At 32.8% G+C, this 15,264-nt stretch carries 17 protein-coding genes; 7 read left to right on the forward strand and 10 right to left on the reverse strand.

Annotated features, from left to right (window positions below; translation table 11 throughout):
* Positions 1 to 145: 145 nt before the first annotated feature.
* The 4 genes from infB to G0Q09_RS02340 form a co-directional block, all read right to left on the reverse strand.
* Positions 146 to 3,205 carry a translation initiation factor IF-2 gene (infB, locus tag G0Q09_RS02325; protein WP_219033835.1) on the reverse strand — a complete coding sequence of 1,020 codons (3,060 nt, stop codon included), beginning with the start codon at positions 3,203 to 3,205 and terminating at the stop codon, positions 146 to 148.
* Positions 3,206 to 3,268: 63 nt separating this feature from the next.
* Complete coding sequence (gene nusA / locus G0Q09_RS02330) at positions 3,269 to 4,504, reverse strand: transcription termination factor NusA (protein WP_219033836.1); 1,236 nt, start codon at positions 4,502 to 4,504, stop codon at positions 3,269 to 3,271.
* A 15-nt stretch (positions 4,505 to 4,519) separates the two neighbouring features.
* Entirely contained in the window at positions 4,520 to 4,981 is a 462-nt protein-coding gene (gene rimP / locus G0Q09_RS02335) for a ribosome assembly cofactor RimP (protein WP_219033837.1), read from the reverse strand.
* Between the two features lie 110 nt (positions 4,982 to 5,091).
* A complete protein-coding gene (locus tag G0Q09_RS02340) occupies positions 5,092 to 5,577 on the reverse strand; it encodes a DUF456 domain-containing protein (RefSeq protein ID WP_125350498.1) in 486 nt (161 codons plus the stop codon).
* A 65-nt stretch (positions 5,578 to 5,642) separates the two neighbouring features.
* On the opposite strand from G0Q09_RS02340, the gene G0Q09_RS02345 reads away from it, so the two are divergent.
* The 3 genes from G0Q09_RS02345 to G0Q09_RS02355 are packed head-to-tail and all read left to right on the forward strand — an operon-like array spanning position 5,643 to position 8,417.
* Entirely contained in the window at positions 5,643 to 6,902 is a 1,260-nt protein-coding gene (locus tag G0Q09_RS02345; protein ID WP_219033838.1) for a mechanosensitive ion channel family protein, read from the forward strand.
* Between the two features lie 9 nt (positions 6,903 to 6,911).
* Positions 6,912 to 7,637, forward strand: coding sequence for a pyridoxine 5'-phosphate synthase (locus G0Q09_RS02350; protein WP_219033839.1), 726 nt, complete (start codon positions 6,912 to 6,914; stop codon positions 7,635 to 7,637).
* Between the two features lie 3 nt (positions 7,638 to 7,640).
* A complete protein-coding gene (locus G0Q09_RS02355; protein WP_219033840.1) occupies positions 7,641 to 8,417 on the forward strand; it encodes an alpha/beta fold hydrolase in 777 nt (258 codons plus the stop codon).
* A gap of 82 nt (positions 8,418 to 8,499) precedes the next feature.
* Here G0Q09_RS02355 and G0Q09_RS02360 read toward each other — a convergent pair whose 3' ends face one another.
* Together G0Q09_RS02360 and G0Q09_RS02365 are read right to left on the reverse strand one after the other, a co-directional pair.
* Entirely contained in the window at positions 8,500 to 9,039 is a 540-nt protein-coding gene (locus G0Q09_RS02360; RefSeq protein ID WP_219033841.1) for a GNAT family N-acetyltransferase, read from the reverse strand.
* Entirely contained in the window at positions 9,030 to 10,043 is a 1,014-nt protein-coding gene (locus G0Q09_RS02365) for an ABC transporter ATP-binding protein (RefSeq protein ID WP_257468026.1), read from the reverse strand. The genes G0Q09_RS02360 and G0Q09_RS02365 overlap by 10 nt, the downstream gene beginning before the upstream one ends.
* Before the next feature lie 100 nt (positions 10,044 to 10,143).
* Between G0Q09_RS02365 and G0Q09_RS02370 the strand changes: the two genes are divergently transcribed.
* The 4 genes from G0Q09_RS02370 (at position 10,144) to G0Q09_RS14935 (ending at position 12,108) form a co-directional block, all read left to right on the forward strand.
* Complete coding sequence (locus G0Q09_RS02370; RefSeq protein WP_038335041.1) at positions 10,144 to 10,830, forward strand: YceI family protein; 687 nt, start codon at positions 10,144 to 10,146, stop codon at positions 10,828 to 10,830.
* 161 nt (positions 10,831 to 10,991) lie between these two features.
* Entirely contained in the window at positions 10,992 to 11,492 is a 501-nt protein-coding gene (locus G0Q09_RS02375) for a hypothetical protein (RefSeq protein WP_038335039.1), read from the forward strand.
* Between the two features lie 56 nt (positions 11,493 to 11,548).
* Positions 11,549 to 11,890, forward strand: coding sequence for a cytochrome b/b6 domain-containing protein (locus tag G0Q09_RS14930; protein ID WP_257468027.1), 342 nt, complete (start codon positions 11,549 to 11,551; stop codon positions 11,888 to 11,890).
* A gap of 23 nt (positions 11,891 to 11,913) precedes the next feature.
* Complete coding sequence (locus G0Q09_RS14935) at positions 11,914 to 12,108, forward strand: cytochrome b/b6 domain-containing protein (RefSeq protein WP_257468028.1); 195 nt, start codon at positions 11,914 to 11,916, stop codon at positions 12,106 to 12,108.
* A gap of 36 nt (positions 12,109 to 12,144) precedes the next feature.
* Here the strand turns inward: G0Q09_RS14935 and G0Q09_RS02385 are convergent, their stop codons facing one another.
* The 4 genes from G0Q09_RS02385 to G0Q09_RS02400 form a co-directional block, all read right to left on the reverse strand.
* Entirely contained in the window at positions 12,145 to 12,531 is a 387-nt protein-coding gene (locus tag G0Q09_RS02385; protein ID WP_219033842.1) for a DUF423 domain-containing protein, read from the reverse strand.
* A 17-nt stretch (positions 12,532 to 12,548) separates the two neighbouring features.
* On the reverse strand, positions 12,549 to 13,220 hold the full coding sequence (tsaB, locus tag G0Q09_RS02390; protein WP_125349897.1) for a tRNA (adenosine(37)-N6)-threonylcarbamoyltransferase complex dimerization subunit type 1 TsaB: 672 nt from the start codon (positions 13,218 to 13,220) through the stop codon (positions 12,549 to 12,551).
* A 69-nt stretch (positions 13,221 to 13,289) separates the two neighbouring features.
* Positions 13,290 to 13,859 carry a hypothetical protein gene (locus tag G0Q09_RS02395; RefSeq protein ID WP_219033843.1) on the reverse strand — a complete coding sequence of 190 codons (570 nt, stop codon included), beginning with the start codon at positions 13,857 to 13,859 and terminating at the stop codon, positions 13,290 to 13,292.
* A gap of 16 nt (positions 13,860 to 13,875) precedes the next feature.
* Positions 13,876 to 15,198: a TolC family protein gene (locus tag G0Q09_RS02400; RefSeq protein WP_219033844.1), complete on the reverse strand. Its 1,323-nt coding sequence runs from the start codon at positions 15,196 to 15,198 to the stop codon at positions 13,876 to 13,878.
* Positions 15,199 to 15,264: the final 66 nt, after the last annotated feature.

Here is a 15,264-nt window from a genome sequence, read left to right on the forward strand (position 1 = left end):
TAAACAAAAATTCTATTCTAAAAATAAAACTAATAATAGAATATAATTCTATATAATAAGTAGAGTATTGATTTTTATTAAATAAAATTTCATAAAAAAAGGAGCTCAAATTGAGCTCCTTTCTAAAATATTTGTTGAGAATTGATTATTTCAATTTCTTTTTAACCTCTACAGTTTCGTAAGCTTCGATAATGTCACCTACTTGAATGTCGTTGAAGTTTTTGATGTTAAGACCACATTCGTAACCTTTACTAACTTCTTTCACATCATCTTTGAAACGTTTCAATGAAGCTAATTCACCATCGTGAATCACAACTCCATCACGAATGATACGAATACTAGAGTTTCTATAAACTTTACCGTCTAAGACCATACATCCGGCAATAGTACCAACTTTCGTTACTTTGAATGTTTCACGAACCTCAATATTACCTGTTACTTGCTCTTTCAACTCTGGAGATAACATTCCTTCCATCGCTTCTTTGATCTCTTCGATCGCAGCATAGATAATTGAGTATGTTCTAATTTCAACTTCTTCTTTTTCTGCAATATCACGAGCAGATCCACCAGGACGAACATTAAATCCAATAATAATCGCATCTGAAGCAGAAGCTAATAATACGTCAGATTCTGTAATTTGTCCAACTCCTTTGTGTAAGATGTTAACAATAATTTCTTCTGTCGAAAGTTTTTGTAAAGAGTCTGTCAATGCTTCTACAGAACCATCCACGTCCCCTTTCAAGATAATATTCAACTCTTTGAAGTCTCCTAAAGCAATACGACGTCCAATCTCATCAAGTGTAATATGTTTTTGTGTACGAATAGTTTGCTCACGTTGTAATTGATCTCTACGAGTTGCAATTTGTTTCGCTTCGCGTTCATCTTCGTAAACTTTGAACTTATCACCTGCTGTTGGCGCACCCGCTAATCCTAATATCGTAACTGGTGTTGATGGTCCAGCAACTTTGATATTGTTACCACGCTCATCTAACATTGCACGAACTTTACCATGGTGAGATCCTGCTAATACATAATCTCCGATGTGTAATGTACCTGTTTGTACAATAATTGTCGAAACATATCCACGTCCTTTATCTAATGCAGCTTCTACAACTGTACCAGATGCTTTACGTTTTGGATTCGCTTTAAGGTCTAATACCTCAGCTTCTAATAATACTTTTTCTAATAAATCTTCTACTCCTAAACCAGATTTAGCCGAGATTTCTTGAGATTGGTAAGTACCACCCCAGTCTTCAACTAATAAGTTCATTTGAGCTAATTGCTCTTTTACTTTTTCTGGGTTAGCTGCTGGTTTATCAACCTTATTGATAGCGAATACCATTGGTACTCCAGCTGCTTGAGCGTGAGAAATTGCTTCACGTGTTTGTGGCATGATTTGGTCATCGGCCGCAATTACAATAATTGCAATATCCGTTACTTGAGCACCACGAGCACGCATCGCTGTAAAGGCCTCGTGACCTGGTGTATCTAAGAACGCTACACGCTTACCACTTGGCAATGTTACGTTATACGCACCAATGTGTTGTGTAATACCTCCAGACTCACCAGCAATTACGTTTGCTTTACGAATATAATCTAATAAAGATGTTTTACCATGGTCAACGTGTCCCATTACAGTTACAATTGGCGCACGAGTTACTAAATCTTCTTCGTTATCGATTTCTTCTTCTTCAGTTGAGATTTCTTCTTCAGCATTAGCAAATACTGCTTCGAATCCGAAATCATCTGCAACTAATTGAATTGTATCCGCTTCAAGACGTTGGTTCATGGTAACCATGATTCCCAATGACATACATGCAGAGATAACTTCTGTAACAGAAACATCCATTAACGAAGCTAATTCGTTAACCGTTACAAATTCTGTTACATGTAAAGTTTTGTCCATGTCTATTGCTTCTTGCTCTTGCTCAGCAAACTCACGACGTTCTTTACGTTTGTCTCTTCTGTGTTTAGCCCCTTTAGATCCTTTTCCTTTGTTAGTAAGTTTATCTAAAGTGTCTTTAATTTGTTTTTTAACATCTTCGTCAGAAAGTTCTACTTGAGGAACTCTTGGTCCACGGTTGTTTCCACCTCTAAAGTTTCCACCACCTTGACGATTTCCACCTTGACCTCCTGGGCGATTTCCTCCTTGTCCTTGACCTCCTTGACGGTTGTTATTATTTCCTCCTCCATGGTTGTTATTACCACCTTGGCGGTTATTATTATTTCCTCCGTGGTTGTTGTTACCACCTTGACGATTATTATTGTTTCCTCCGTTTTCTCCAGCTTTTGCTACATCTTCTGGTTTAACGTTTTTCTGGATACGTTTGCGCTTTTTCTTGTCAGCAGCGTTATTAGCACCTTTTTGATTCCCTTTTTTATCGTCAGTTTTTTTCTTATCAAATTTAGATAAGTCAATCTTTGCACCTGTAAAATTAGGTCCATCTAATTTTGTGTAGACAGTTTCAATTTTTTGAGGTTCAACTGCTGCTACTTCTTCAATTTCTTCTTTCTTCACTTCAGGCTTCGCTTCCGTTTTTATTTCAGGCTTTTTAACCTCTTCCACCTTTTTAGGTTCTTCTTTCTTCACCTCTTTTTTAACTTCCGCCTTCGGTGCTTCCGCCTTTTTAGGTTCTGCTTGCTCTTTTTTAGGAGCTGGAGAATCTTGCTTTTTAGGTTTACCTGTATTATTTATTTTATCAAGATCAATAACTTTTATCACTTTCGGTCCTTTCGGTTCCTCTTTTGATTCAGTTTTAGGTTCAGCTTTTGGTGCCTCCTCTTTCTTGATTTCTTCTTTCTTCACCTCTTCTTTTGCCGCAGGTTTTTCTACTTTGGCTTTAGGTTTCAAAGCATCTAAGTCTATTTTTCCAACAGTCTTTGGTCCTTCCAATTCAACTTTCGTCGTTTCAATGATTTCAGGTTTCTTTTCTACTGGTTTTTCAGTTGCAGCTTTTGCCTCTGCTTCTTTTTTCTCAGCGGCTTTGATATCTGAAATTTTGTTAATGACTACTTCACCGGAAGCTTGCTTTTGTTTAGCATCAGATCGGAACTCATTAACTAAAATATCGTAAGTTGGCACGTCGATTTTAGAGTTCGGATTTTTTTCTACTGTTGTACCCTTCCCTTCTAAAAAATCAACAGCTCTATCTATTGATATATTTAATTCTTTTAATACTTTACTTAATCTTATTGTTTCCGACATATGAAGCTAATCTCTTATTTTAATGTTTGCAAATGTATGAATTGTTTATGACTTGAGTATGAATTAATCTTCAAACTCTTCTTTTAACACACGGATTACGTCTAAGATCGTCTCTTCTTCTAGATCCGTACGTTTAATTAAATCATCAACATCTTGTTCTAAAATACTTTTGGCAGTATCTAACCCGATAGCACTAAATGCATCGATTACCCACGCATCGATTTCGTCTGAGAATTCTGATAATTCTACGTCTTCGTCTTGGGCTCCTTCTCTGAAAATATCAATTTCCATTCCAACTAATTTAGAAGCTAAACGAACATTGTAACCTCCTTTACCAATTGCTTTCGAAACTTCGTCTGCATTTACGTAAACTAAGGCTTTGTTTTCTTCTTCATTAATTTCGATATTCGAAATTTTAGCTGGGCTTAAAGCACGTTGAATAAACAAACTCATGTTATTTGTGTAGTTAATTACGTCGATATTCTCGTTACGTAATTCGCGTACAATTGAATGGATTCGAGATCCTTTCATTCCGACACAAGCTCCTACTGGATCGATACGATCATCATAAGATTCTACTGCAACTTTTGCTTTGTCTCCAGGGATACGAACTACATTTTTGATTGTAATTAATCCGTCTAAAATTTCTGGAATTTCTTGTTCAAATAATTTCTCTAAGAATTTTGGTGATGTTCTAGATAAAATAATTTGAGGTTTTGCTCCTCTCAATTTTACGTCATCTACAACAGCACGTAATGTATCTCCTTTTCTGAAAAAATCTGATGGTATTTGATTTTCTTTTGGTAAAATCATTTCGTTTTGTTCGTCATCCATTATAATCACTTGTTTGTGACGTACATAATGGATTTCTCCCGTAACTACTTCTCCGATTAAACCTTTAAATTTTTCGTATAAATTAGAATTATCATGCTCCATTACTTTAGACACCAATGTTTGGCGTAAAGTTAAAATTGCACGACGACCTAATGCTTCGATCGGAATTTTTTCCGATACTTCTTCACCTACTTCAAAATCTGGCTCAATTTTACGTGCTTCAGATAATTCGATATCTGTTGCGTCGTCTTCTGAGAAACCGTCTTCTACAACGATACGGTTGTGCCAAATCTCTAAGTCTCCTTTATCAGGATTTACAATAATATCAAAGTTATCATCTGTACCATATTTCTTTTTCAAAACACTTTTCAGGGTTTCTTCTAAGATTGCCATCAGCGTAATACGGTCGATGTTCTTATCGTCTTTAAAATCTCCAAAAGATTCAATTAATGCAAGATTGTCCATTAAACTTTAATTTTTTTAAAAGGTGACTTTTATAATCGCTTTCTTAATGTCAGCGTAATTTATTTTTTCTTCGTGTTCTACTGTAATTTTTCCTTTTCCTACAGGTTTTGGTTCGCGTGCTTCCCAAAAAATTGTAACACCTTCTTCATCGGCTTCTACAATTTCGCCTTCCATCACTTTGTCGCTTAATGTAGCTTCTAAAGTTCTTCCTACATTTTTGGCAAATTGACGTGGCATGGTTAGGTTACTTCCTACACCAGGAGAGGAAACCTCTAATGCAAAGTCACATTCTTCTCTATCAAGATTATGCTCTACATGTCGGCTTATTCTTACAATTTCTTCGACTGAAAGACCTTCGTCTCCATCTGCTAAAATTACAATTTTATCATCTGGAGTGATTTTCCAATCGATAAGAAACAATGACGGATTTTCCGCAATTGCTTCGTCTATCAGCTGTTTTACTTTACTTGAATCCATATACAACGAAAAAGAGAGCTATAACCAGCCCTCCTCCATTTATTCCTTTAAATTCTTTGCAAATATAGGTCATTTTTTTTTATTGACCTAATTTCAACCATTTAATCTGATTAATTCATCAATTGATATACAAATATTCCGATAAATATTAACGTTAAAATAATGTCGTAACCTGTTGTTAAAATAAATCCTACAAAAGATCCGAAAGCAGATTTTAATGCAACTTTTGGCGAAGCCGCAGTAAAAATTAATTCGCCTAATAATGCTCCCAGAAAAGGACCTACAATAAAACCAATTGGTGGAAAAAATAATCCGATGATTAATCCGATAATAGATCCCCAAATTCCGTATTTGGTTCCACCTAATTTTTTGGTCATGTAAGCTGGTAATAAATAATCTAAAAGCGCACCTAATAACACAAAAAGTCCTGCAATAATTATCGTTCCCCAATTGTAACTACAATCACCACTGAATTTGAAAACCAATAATCCGACCAATGCCAAAGGTGCTCCTGGTAAAACTGGCAAAACAGTTCCGACCAAACCAACAACCAATAAAATTCCACTAATAAGATTTAGTATACTATCGTTATCCATTATTTTAGTATTTTTAAAACTGTAACTTTGCACAAACAAATCTATTTAAACTCAATTAACAGCTTATGCAAGATAAATCTTTTTATGAAGAATTTTCTGATGGTGTAAAATTTTTTTTCAATCAATATTTCAAAATTGATTTGTCTGAAAATCTTTTTAATTTCTTAGAAATTGTCTCTTGGATAGCTATTCTTTTTGTGTTAGATTTTGTGCTAAGAGCTATTATTCTTCCGCTTCTAAAAAAACTGAAAAATTTCACCGAAAACGATTGGTTGAAGTTTTTGTACAAAAACAAAGTCTTTGTTTCAGCTATTCATCTCATTCCAATCAGTTTTGCATTAAGCATGAATGTTATTTTGTTCAAGAATGAAGGAAATATTTTTCATGTTGTTCAACGCATTACACAACTTATTTCATTAATCGTTTTTACGCAACTTATTTTCCGAGTTATCAATACAATTATTGATGTGTACAACGAAGAAAATAGTTATACAACAGTTGGAGTGCGAACTTTTGGGCAAATGTTGAAGTTTATTATCACATTTTTTGCGATTATTTCTGGAATAATGATTTTGTTTACGGTTGATAAAAACACAATTATTACCGTTCTCGGAGCTTTAACCGCAGCTGTTTTATTGATTTTTCGTGATGCAATTTTCGGATTTGTTTCTGGTTTGCAAATCTCCTATTCTAAAATTGTAAAAGTTGGCGATTGGATTACCGTTTCCAAAGGCGATATTGAAGGAATAGTAAAAGAAATTAACATCAATTTGGTGAAAATTGAGAAGTTTGATAAATCTATTGCAACGGTTCCTACTGTAGATTTGGTTTCATCTCAGGTAACCAATCATATGGCGATGTTGGCGACTGGAACACGTCAAATAAAACGTTCAGTTTCGTTTAATGTAAATTCGTTTCAGTTTTGTAACGAAGAAATGTTAAATCGTTTCGAAAATATTACTTTAATTCATCATTATATTCAACAAAAACGTCACGAAATCTCTATCTATAATCAAAACATTGAAAATTCTGATTTAGATATTAATGGTAAAAACTTAACCAATATTGGTGTTTTTAGAATTTATGTTGAACATTATTTAAAAAGTTTGAAAACAGTTTCGCAAAATGATCCAATTATCGTAAAACAATTACCTGTTTCTCCGCTTGGAATGCCCTTAGAAATTGGATGTTTTACAACTTCGGCAAGCAATTTGGAGTTTGAAAGAATTCAGTCTGATATTTTCGATCATTTGCTAACAGCTTGTCGTAAATTTGACTTAGAAATTATGCAAAGCATTTCGCTTTCTGATATAAAAAAATTATAATATAAAATCATGACTAAATTAAGTGTTAATATAAATAAAATTGCTACAATTCGTAATGCGCGTGGTGGAAATACGCCAAATCTTGTAGAAGCGGCAATCAAAATTCAGGAATTCGGAGGACAAGGAATTACGATTCATCCGCGTCCAGACGAACGTCATATTCGTTACCAAGATGTCTACGATTTGAAACCTGTTGTAACAACTGAATTTAATATTGAAGGAAAACCGATTGATAGTTTTATGGAATTGGTTTTAAACTCAAAACCAGAACAAGTTACCTTAGTTCCTGATGCAGAAGATGCGATTACATCAAATGCTGGTTGGGATACAATCAAACATTTTGATTATTTAACAGATGTGATTAAAACGTTTAAAAATGCTGGAATCAGAACTTCTATTTTCTTAGATCCAAATCCTACTTTAATTGAAAGTGCTGCGAAAACTGGTGCTGATCGAATCGAGTTGTACACAGAAGAATTTGCGACGCAATACGGTTTAGGAAATCTTGAAGCGATTAATCCTTATAAAGAAACAGCAAAATTAGCAATCGAAAATGGATTGGCTGTAAATGCTGGACACGATTTAAGTTTGGATAATATTGAATATTTTATTCGCGAAATTCCAACAATTGCAGAAGTTTCTATTGGACACGCGTTAATTTCTGAAGCTTTATATTTAGGTTTAGAAAATACGATACAAGCGTATTTACGTAAAATTGAATTAGCTAATTTGTAAAAAATGATAAAAATCTTACATAGCAAAATTGTCGGTTCTGGTGAAAAACATTTGTTGGTTTTTCATGGATTATTCGGGCAATTGGATAATTGGAGCACATTAGGAAAACATTTTGGCGAATATTTTACAACGCATTTGATTGATTTACGTAATCATGGACGTAGTTTTCATAGCGAAGATTCTTCTTTAGCAGCAATGACGCAAGATATTGTGAATTATATGGATGCAAATTCTATCGAAAAAGCACATTTGTTGGGACATTCGCTTGGCGGAAGAATTGTGATTGATTTTGCGATGATTCATCAAAATAGATTAGATCATTTGATTGTTGTGGATATGGCACCAAAAGCGTATCAACCTCATCATAATGCGATTTTCAAAGCGTTGAAATCTGTCAATTTTGATCAAGTTGAAACTCGAAAAGATGTAGAAACGACTTTAGAACAATATATTCCTGAAATTGGTGTGCGACAATTTTTATTGAAAAACGTTTACCACGCCGAGAATGGTAAATATGCTTTTCGATTCAATTTAGATATTTTGGATAAATTTTATCAAGAAATGATTGGTTCTGAATTGTTGAAAGGAGAATTTGATGGTCCAACTTTATTTTTGGGTGGTGCAAATTCAAATTACATTATGCCAGAAGATGGAATGATTATCAAAGAGCGTTTTCCAAATGCGAAAATCAAGAAAATTGCAAATGCAGGACATTGGTTACATGCTGAAAATCCGAAAGATTTTACAGCAGAGGTTTTGAACTTTTTGTTGAATAAATAATTAAAAAAAGCGAGGCTCAAAATTTGAACCTCGCTTTTTTTTATATCTGATTGTCATTCCGGTCTTGTCGAAGAATCTATTTTTAACTCAATTTATTTTCTCTCAACAACGACCAATAAATCATAGTTGAATCTCGACTCAATTCAGAGAAATTTAGTTTTGTCAAAAGTTTCGTTGAACCAATATTTTCTATCAAACAACAAGCGGTTACTTCTTCTAAAGTTTCTTTTGTAAATGCCCAATTTATCAATTCCGCAGCTGCTTCAACGGCAAAACCTTGTTTTCTTTCTGCTTCGATAATTCCATAACCAATATCACAACTTCTTCCAACAAAATTATAACCTTTAAAACCAATGTCACCAATTATTTCTCGTGTTGATTTCTTGATAATCATCCACGATTCGAAACCTGTTGGTGCGTCAACTTTAGACAAGTTTACAATAATTCGAGGCAATGTTTCTATTACATCTGCATCTGGCCAACCTTTTCCTCTAACTAAATTTAATTGTTCTAATTCGGTATAATTATTCTGTAATATATTTTCGCAAATGGAAATCGTGAACGGCATCAAAATTAATCGTTCGCTACACAATTCCGTTACTTGTAAACTTTCTAAATGCATAATTGATGAAATTTTATAACTTCAAAATGTATCAACTCATCTTTCATTAATTTTTGAGAAGAATAAATCAACAATTCAATGTTTTTGAATGTAAATCTTACCAAATAATCTCTTCCCTGAAATTTTGATGAAATTACTTTTCCTTCAAATTTTCCATTTTCAAAAATTGTAATTTCTTCTGGATAAATCACAATTTTAGACGAATCAATTCCTAAAGCTTGCGAATCATCCAACACATTTACATAACCAAAAAGTTTGGCCACATAAGCTGTCGCAGGAGAATTTCGCACATTCTCGACCTCATCAAACTGAATCATTTTTCCGTTTTGCAAAACTAAAATTTTATCCGAAGTATAAAAAGCATCATTCAAATCATGCGTTGTAAAAATCACTGTAATTTGATGCACCTTGCACCAATCCATAATTTTTTCTCGAATGGTTAATTTTAATGTTTGATCTAAATTAGAAAAAGGTTCATCCAACAACAAAATTTCGGGTTGTTGTGCCAAAGCTCGCGCAATAGACACACGCTGTCGTTGACCTCCACTCAGTTTATTTGGAAAAATATGTTTAAAGTCTAACATTTCAACCACCATTAACGCTTCGTCAATTTGTTGTTGCTTAAGTTCTAAATCAAAATTGCTTAAGAATTTTCCGACATTTTCACCAACAGTCACAAAATCTAACAAATCATAATCTTGCGCTACGTATTTCATCATTTTATGACCTGGAATCAAATTATAAGCAGGACCACGTAATTTCTTAGTATGATAGTAAATTTCTCCTTCTTTAAAATCTAGCAAACCATAAATCAATTTCAGTAAAGTTGATTTTCCACTTCCACTTTCTCCGATAATACTTATCACTTCGCCTTTGTTAACTGCAAAATTGATGTTATCGAGTACTTTTTCTTCGAAATCAGGATAATTATAACTGAGTTGTTTTACGTTTAGCACGATTGAATAATTTTTCTTATGTTTGGCTAAGGTATTAGATTTATTCAATATGAAATAATTGTTTAATTATTTCATTTATTGATATAAATCAATATCAACTATTAATTTATATTATAGTTTTGTAAAAGAAAAAATTAAAAAAAGCAATATGAAAAAATTATTCTTAGGATTGGCTGTTGTTTCTGCTGTTGCATTAACTTCTTGTGGAGGAAAAACTGAAACTAAAGCTGCAACTGAAGCTCAAGAAGGAGCAACATCAACTGAAGGAGCGGCAGAATATGCTGTTGATACAACTGCATCTGTTGTAAATTGGAAAGGTGGAAAAACTTTTGACGATATCAACAAACCAGAAGAAGGTCACTACGGAGTTGTAAAATTAAAAGAAGGTTCTGTAAAAGTACACGATGGAGTTTTAGAATCAGGGAAATTTGTTGCTGATTTTGCTTCTTTCGAATCTAAAGATTTAGATGCTGATGCAGAAAGCAAAGGAAAATTAGACGGACACTTAAAATCTGCTGATTTCTTAGACGTTGAAAAATTCCCAACTGCAACTTTCGAAATTACAGGAGTTAAAGCTTTAGAAGGTGGAGATTACAATTCAGAAATTTCTGGAAACTTAGATTTCCGCGGAGTTCCTAAAAATGTAACTTTCAAAGCTAATGTAACTGTTGATGCGAATGGTGTAACAATCAAATCTGAAGAATTCGGAATTAACCGTAAAGATTTCGGAATTGTTTTCACAGGTGGTGGAGGATCTATTGTAAAAGACGAAGTTTTATTACAAGTAGATTTATCAGCTAAACCAGCTGCTGCAACTGAAGAAGCTGCAAAATAATCGAATTGAATATTCATAAAATAATAGAAGCCATTTATCTTAGATAGATGGCTTTTTTGTTTTAGAGGTGAAAAAATATAATTTCTCTCATTTTTTTTGTGATAATTAATTGAACTTAATTATATTCGTACTCATAATTAATAACATACATTAACAAAACAATGAAAACAATTAAGTTCTTCCATCCGGATGAAACATTTAATTATAATATTGAAAAATCGTTATGCAAAGTCGTTTTTCAAGGAAATAAAAAATGTTTGTTGGTCGAAATACATTCGACTGATGACTTAGAACACGTAGAAGGCGATTCGTTACAAAACGATTTTCCTCAACTTTCTTTATTTATTGATGATTTTCCTTTGGATGTAGAATCTGTGGAGGAATTAAACGGTAAAAAAGTTTCTATTCCTTACGGTTTTGCCGAGGAAGAAGACGAAGAAGGTGAAACTGTGGAAGTATATTACACAACGTTGAATGTTTCGGAAGAAGATTACGAAACGGTAAACAACGAATTAACTTTTAGTGTGAATGACAAAGGAATTTTGACCTTGAATTGGAAAGGTGAAGTGCAAGATTTTGTAGAAGAATCTGAAAAAGATATTCCTTTCGAAATAGAATGTACATTTGAAGAATTCGAATTCACGGAAGACGATTTTGAATAAAAAAAATACAACAAAAACCTCTCAATTTAGAGAGGTTTTTTTAATCACTATAAATTATGAAAAAGTTTACTTTAACTCATCGATTATTACATTGGACAATCGGAATATCGATGATAATGCTTTTCTTAACTGGTTTTTTGAGAATGGAATGGATGAGCAAGAAAAATCTTTCTGCTTTAATTACCAATGAAGTTTCAAAAGAAGGTTTAAACATTTCTGACGCTACTTTAAAAACAATTGGAAGAAGTTCTTTAGAACCAATGTGGCAATGGCACGAAATATTTGCTTATATCGCTTTAGGTCTTTTTGCTGTCCGAATTGTTTATATGCTGGTAAAGGGAATCCGATTTCCTAATCCTTTGAAAGTCATTCAACATCCGAAAAGTTTCAGGGAATAATTTATATGATTTTCTATTTGTTAATGCTAATTAATATTGTGACAGGATTTTATTTAATGTGGGGAAATGGAACTTACAAAGACCCAATGGAAGAACTGCATAAAACTGCAATTTATTGGTTTCCTATCTTTTTTCTTATTCATCTCATTGGAGTTATTATCGATGAAGTCAATAAAAATTCTGGAATTGTTTCTAAAATGATAAATGGTAAAGATTAAAAATAGAAAAAGACACTTTATAAAGTGTCTTTTTTATTATATTTTTCCTTTCATAAAAATCCAAGCCAATAAACCCCAACCGATAATCATGAATAATCCTCCAAGTGGCGTAATTGGTCCTAAAAATTTAAGGTTTGCATTCCAATGTTCTGCGAATGACAATAAATAGATACTTACAGAAAAAACAAATGTTCCGGCAATTAAACACCAAGCAGCTGAGCGTTCTAATCCGTTATTAAATTGAAAATACATTCCAACAGCTAACAAAACAATTGCGTGATACATTTGGTAACGTACCCCTACTTCAAAACTTGCTAATTTTTCGGAAGGTAAAATTTTCTTGAACGCATGAGCTCCGAAAGCGCCTAATATAACCGCGGTCATTCCGTATAATGAAGCGATTGTTAACACAAGATTTTTCATAAATTATATCTTTTATTTTATTCAGATTTCTTTTTTCCAGTCACAAAATCCTTCAAATAATATGGCTCGAAATACGCAACATCTTCAAATGATTTTTGATTAAATTTTTCTTCCGCAACACGAATCATATCCTTTGCCGATGGAAAAGTTTGTATAAACGTAGCATCCAAATGTGCTAAAACTTCTTGACATTTTTCAGCTCCATCACCCACAAAAATAATTTTCTTTCCTTTCAATTCTTCAAAAGAAGTTTCGTCGATTACTTTCGCTTCAGTTTCTGTCAACTGATTTCCTTGCTTATCAAACAAAGCTGTATAGACTTCCATTCGTCTTGCATCAATCATTGGAATAATATAATCTATCTCTTGATTTAATTGTGATTCCGCCAAAATTTGCAACGAATTAATTGCCATAAGTGGAATATCAGATCCATATGCAAAACCTTTGGCAGACGAAACGCCAATACGCAAACCTGTGTAAGAACCTGGACCTTTTGATACACAAACCGCCTCGATATCTTTCCAATTTATTTGCGCTCCTTCCACACACCAATCCACAAACTGATTCAGTTTTTCGCCATGTGCATAATTTTCATCACTTTCTTCAACCAAACATAGTTGAACGCCATCTTTAGCAATCGAAACCGAACAATTTTTTGTTGAAGTTTCTAAATTTAAGATTGTTGCCATGCTGCAAAGATACATCACGAAAGTTAGATGATTTATGTTTGATAAGATGATTTTCTATCGGAAATGGAGTTAATCCTGATAATTTTCTACGAAATGATAAAAAGTATTATTTGATTTATCATATATAAGGATATTATAATGAGGATATTTCGCAATTTGATAATATTCTAATTCTCCTATATTATTAAATTCTGTAAAAAAATCAAGTTTATTATATATTTCAGGAAATTTACTCTTGATAAAATTTATTTTCTCTAAAATTGTAACTTCATTTGTTTTCATTAATTCATTATCCGAAATGTCAGCTTTATCTGTTTTCAAATCATTTAAAAATTTGAATAAATCATTTTTATCTGATTGATATTTAAAAAAGCATTGATAAAAACCTCCTAAAAAATCTATTTTAACCCCTTTTTGATTTTTAATTTCAAATATTAAACCTTTATCATAAACATCTCCTAATTTAATGGAATTAATAGCTGTAGTATTTTGAAATAGTTTGTCAATACCTTTTTTCCACACAACTTCAGTCGTAGTTGATGCTTTATTTTTTACTTTCTGAATAGTATTATCTTTAACCTCATCTATTTTTGAACACGATAAAAAACTGAATAAGAACAATAAAAATATATTTTTCATAAGCTTTATTTAACTTTTATTTCCCTTCCAACGTAATAGGAACGCCAGCATAGAAATCTAATACTTTTTGTTTGAAAATGTAGTTGTATTTCGCTTGCAACATTTGCGATTCTGCAACCATCATGTCATTACGCGAACGGTTAAAATCATATTGATTAATAACTCCAGCATTGTAAGATTTTTGCGCAAAATCGTATGAAATTTTCGCATATTTTACCGCTTCTTTCGATGATTCATATGACGCAAACGAACTATTTAATTCGAAATAAGCCGACTGAACGTTTTTCAACACATCTTGTTTCGATTGTAAAAGATCAACTTTTGCTAAATCCTCGTTGATTAATGCTTTCTGAATATTAATTTTATAGGAATATTGATTCCAAATTGGAATACTCACACCAACTCCAAAAACGCCTGTTACATTATGTCCTAATTGCTCTAATAATGCATCTTGACGTAATCTTTTATTGAAATATTGTAGATAATTCGTTCCGAAATTGAAACTTCCTGTCACTTTTGGAAATAATGAAGTTCGCGCGATTTGAGTTTCTTTCGCAGCAACATCAATTTGCAATTCGGCATGTTTTACAGAAGGCTGATTTTGATAAGCCGTTTCTACCACATCATCCAAATTATACAATTGAGACGTTACATTATCTGGAATTTTGACATCAGTTACAGCAAAATTTCGGTAATCATTTAATTGCAACAACATCGCTAAATTGAACAATGCACGCTCTATTTCGATTTGTGCATTTACCACTTCACGTGTATTTGTCGCGACTTCAGATTCAGATTGAGCAACAACAGATTGAGCTACTGAACCAGCTTTGAATTTCTTTTGATTTTGATCCAATAATTGTTTCGAAATAGTTAGATTTCCTACTGCAACTTGTTTCAATTCTTTGTTCAATAAAACCGCCAAATAATAATTTGCAACTTGTAACGAAATATCATTTATCGTCATCGCAGTTTGTACTTTCGACGCTTCTAATTCCAAAGCAGCTTTGTCTTTATTCAATTGAACAACTCCACCATTGTAAATATTGATGCTAGATTGTACGCCAAATGAATGCGCAAATTGATAATATCCCTTTTCTATTGTTGGATTATAAGTTCCGATTGTAAAGTTAGTATCTACATAACCCGAAACCGTTGGCAACCAAGCGTTATAGGTTAATTCTAAATTTTTATTAAAAATTTCTTGGTTGATGGTATTCTGTTGAACAGTCAAATTATTTTTCGAAGCATATTCAATACATTTTTCAATTGTCCATCCTTCTTGGGCAAACGAAGGAAGAGAAGTAATAAATAGTAAAGTAAAAAATAATTGTTTCATAGACTATTCTTGTCAGAAAATTAAAGATATAAAATAAGTCGAATTTCTAACCAAAATGTTACGAAA

The sequence above is a fragment of the Empedobacter falsenii genome (genome assembly GCF_019308355.1).
Lineage (GTDB): Bacteria > Bacteroidota > Bacteroidia > Flavobacteriales > Weeksellaceae > Empedobacter > Empedobacter falsenii_B.

Bases quoted from the DNA above. Each gene is read 5' to 3' on its own strand.
- infB (WP_219033835.1), bottom strand. From the start codon at position 3,205: ATGTCGGAAACAATAAGATTAAGTAAAGTATTAAAAGAATTAAATATA.
- nusA (WP_219033836.1), bottom strand. From the start codon at position 4,504: ATGGACAATCTTGCATTAATTGAATCTTTTGGAGATTTTAAAGACGAT.
- rimP (WP_219033837.1), bottom strand. From the start codon at position 4,981: ATGGATTCAAGTAAAGTAAAACAGCTGATAGACGAAGCAATTGCGGAA.
- G0Q09_RS02340 (WP_125350498.1), bottom strand. From the start codon at position 5,577: ATGGATAACGATAGTATACTAAATCTTATTAGTGGAATTTTATTGGTT.
- G0Q09_RS02345 (WP_219033838.1), top strand. From the start codon at position 5,643: ATGCAAGATAAATCTTTTTATGAAGAATTTTCTGATGGTGTAAAATTT.
- G0Q09_RS02350 (WP_219033839.1), top strand. From the start codon at position 6,912: ATGACTAAATTAAGTGTTAATATAAATAAAATTGCTACAATTCGTAAT.
- G0Q09_RS02355 (WP_219033840.1), top strand. From the start codon at position 7,641: ATGATAAAAATCTTACATAGCAAAATTGTCGGTTCTGGTGAAAAACAT.
- G0Q09_RS02360 (WP_219033841.1), bottom strand. From the start codon at position 9,039: ATGCATTTAGAAAGTTTACAAGTAACGGAATTGTGTAGCGAACGATTA.
- G0Q09_RS02370 (WP_038335041.1), top strand. From the start codon at position 10,144: ATGAAAAAATTATTCTTAGGATTGGCTGTTGTTTCTGCTGTTGCATTA.
- G0Q09_RS02375 (WP_038335039.1), top strand. From the start codon at position 10,992: ATGAAAACAATTAAGTTCTTCCATCCGGATGAAACATTTAATTATAAT.
- G0Q09_RS14930 (WP_257468027.1), top strand. From the start codon at position 11,549: ATGAAAAAGTTTACTTTAACTCATCGATTATTACATTGGACAATCGGA.
- G0Q09_RS14935 (WP_257468028.1), top strand. From the start codon at position 11,914: ATGCTAATTAATATTGTGACAGGATTTTATTTAATGTGGGGAAATGGA.
- G0Q09_RS02385 (WP_219033842.1), bottom strand. From the start codon at position 12,531: ATGAAAAATCTTGTGTTAACAATCGCTTCATTATACGGAATGACCGCG.
- tsaB (WP_125349897.1), bottom strand. From the start codon at position 13,220: ATGGCAACAATCTTAAATTTAGAAACTTCAACAAAAAATTGTTCGGTT.
- G0Q09_RS02395 (WP_219033843.1), bottom strand. From the start codon at position 13,859: ATGAAAAATATATTTTTATTGTTCTTATTCAGTTTTTTATCGTGTTCA.
- G0Q09_RS02400 (WP_219033844.1), bottom strand. From the start codon at position 15,198: ATGAAACAATTATTTTTTACTTTACTATTTATTACTTCTCTTCCTTCG.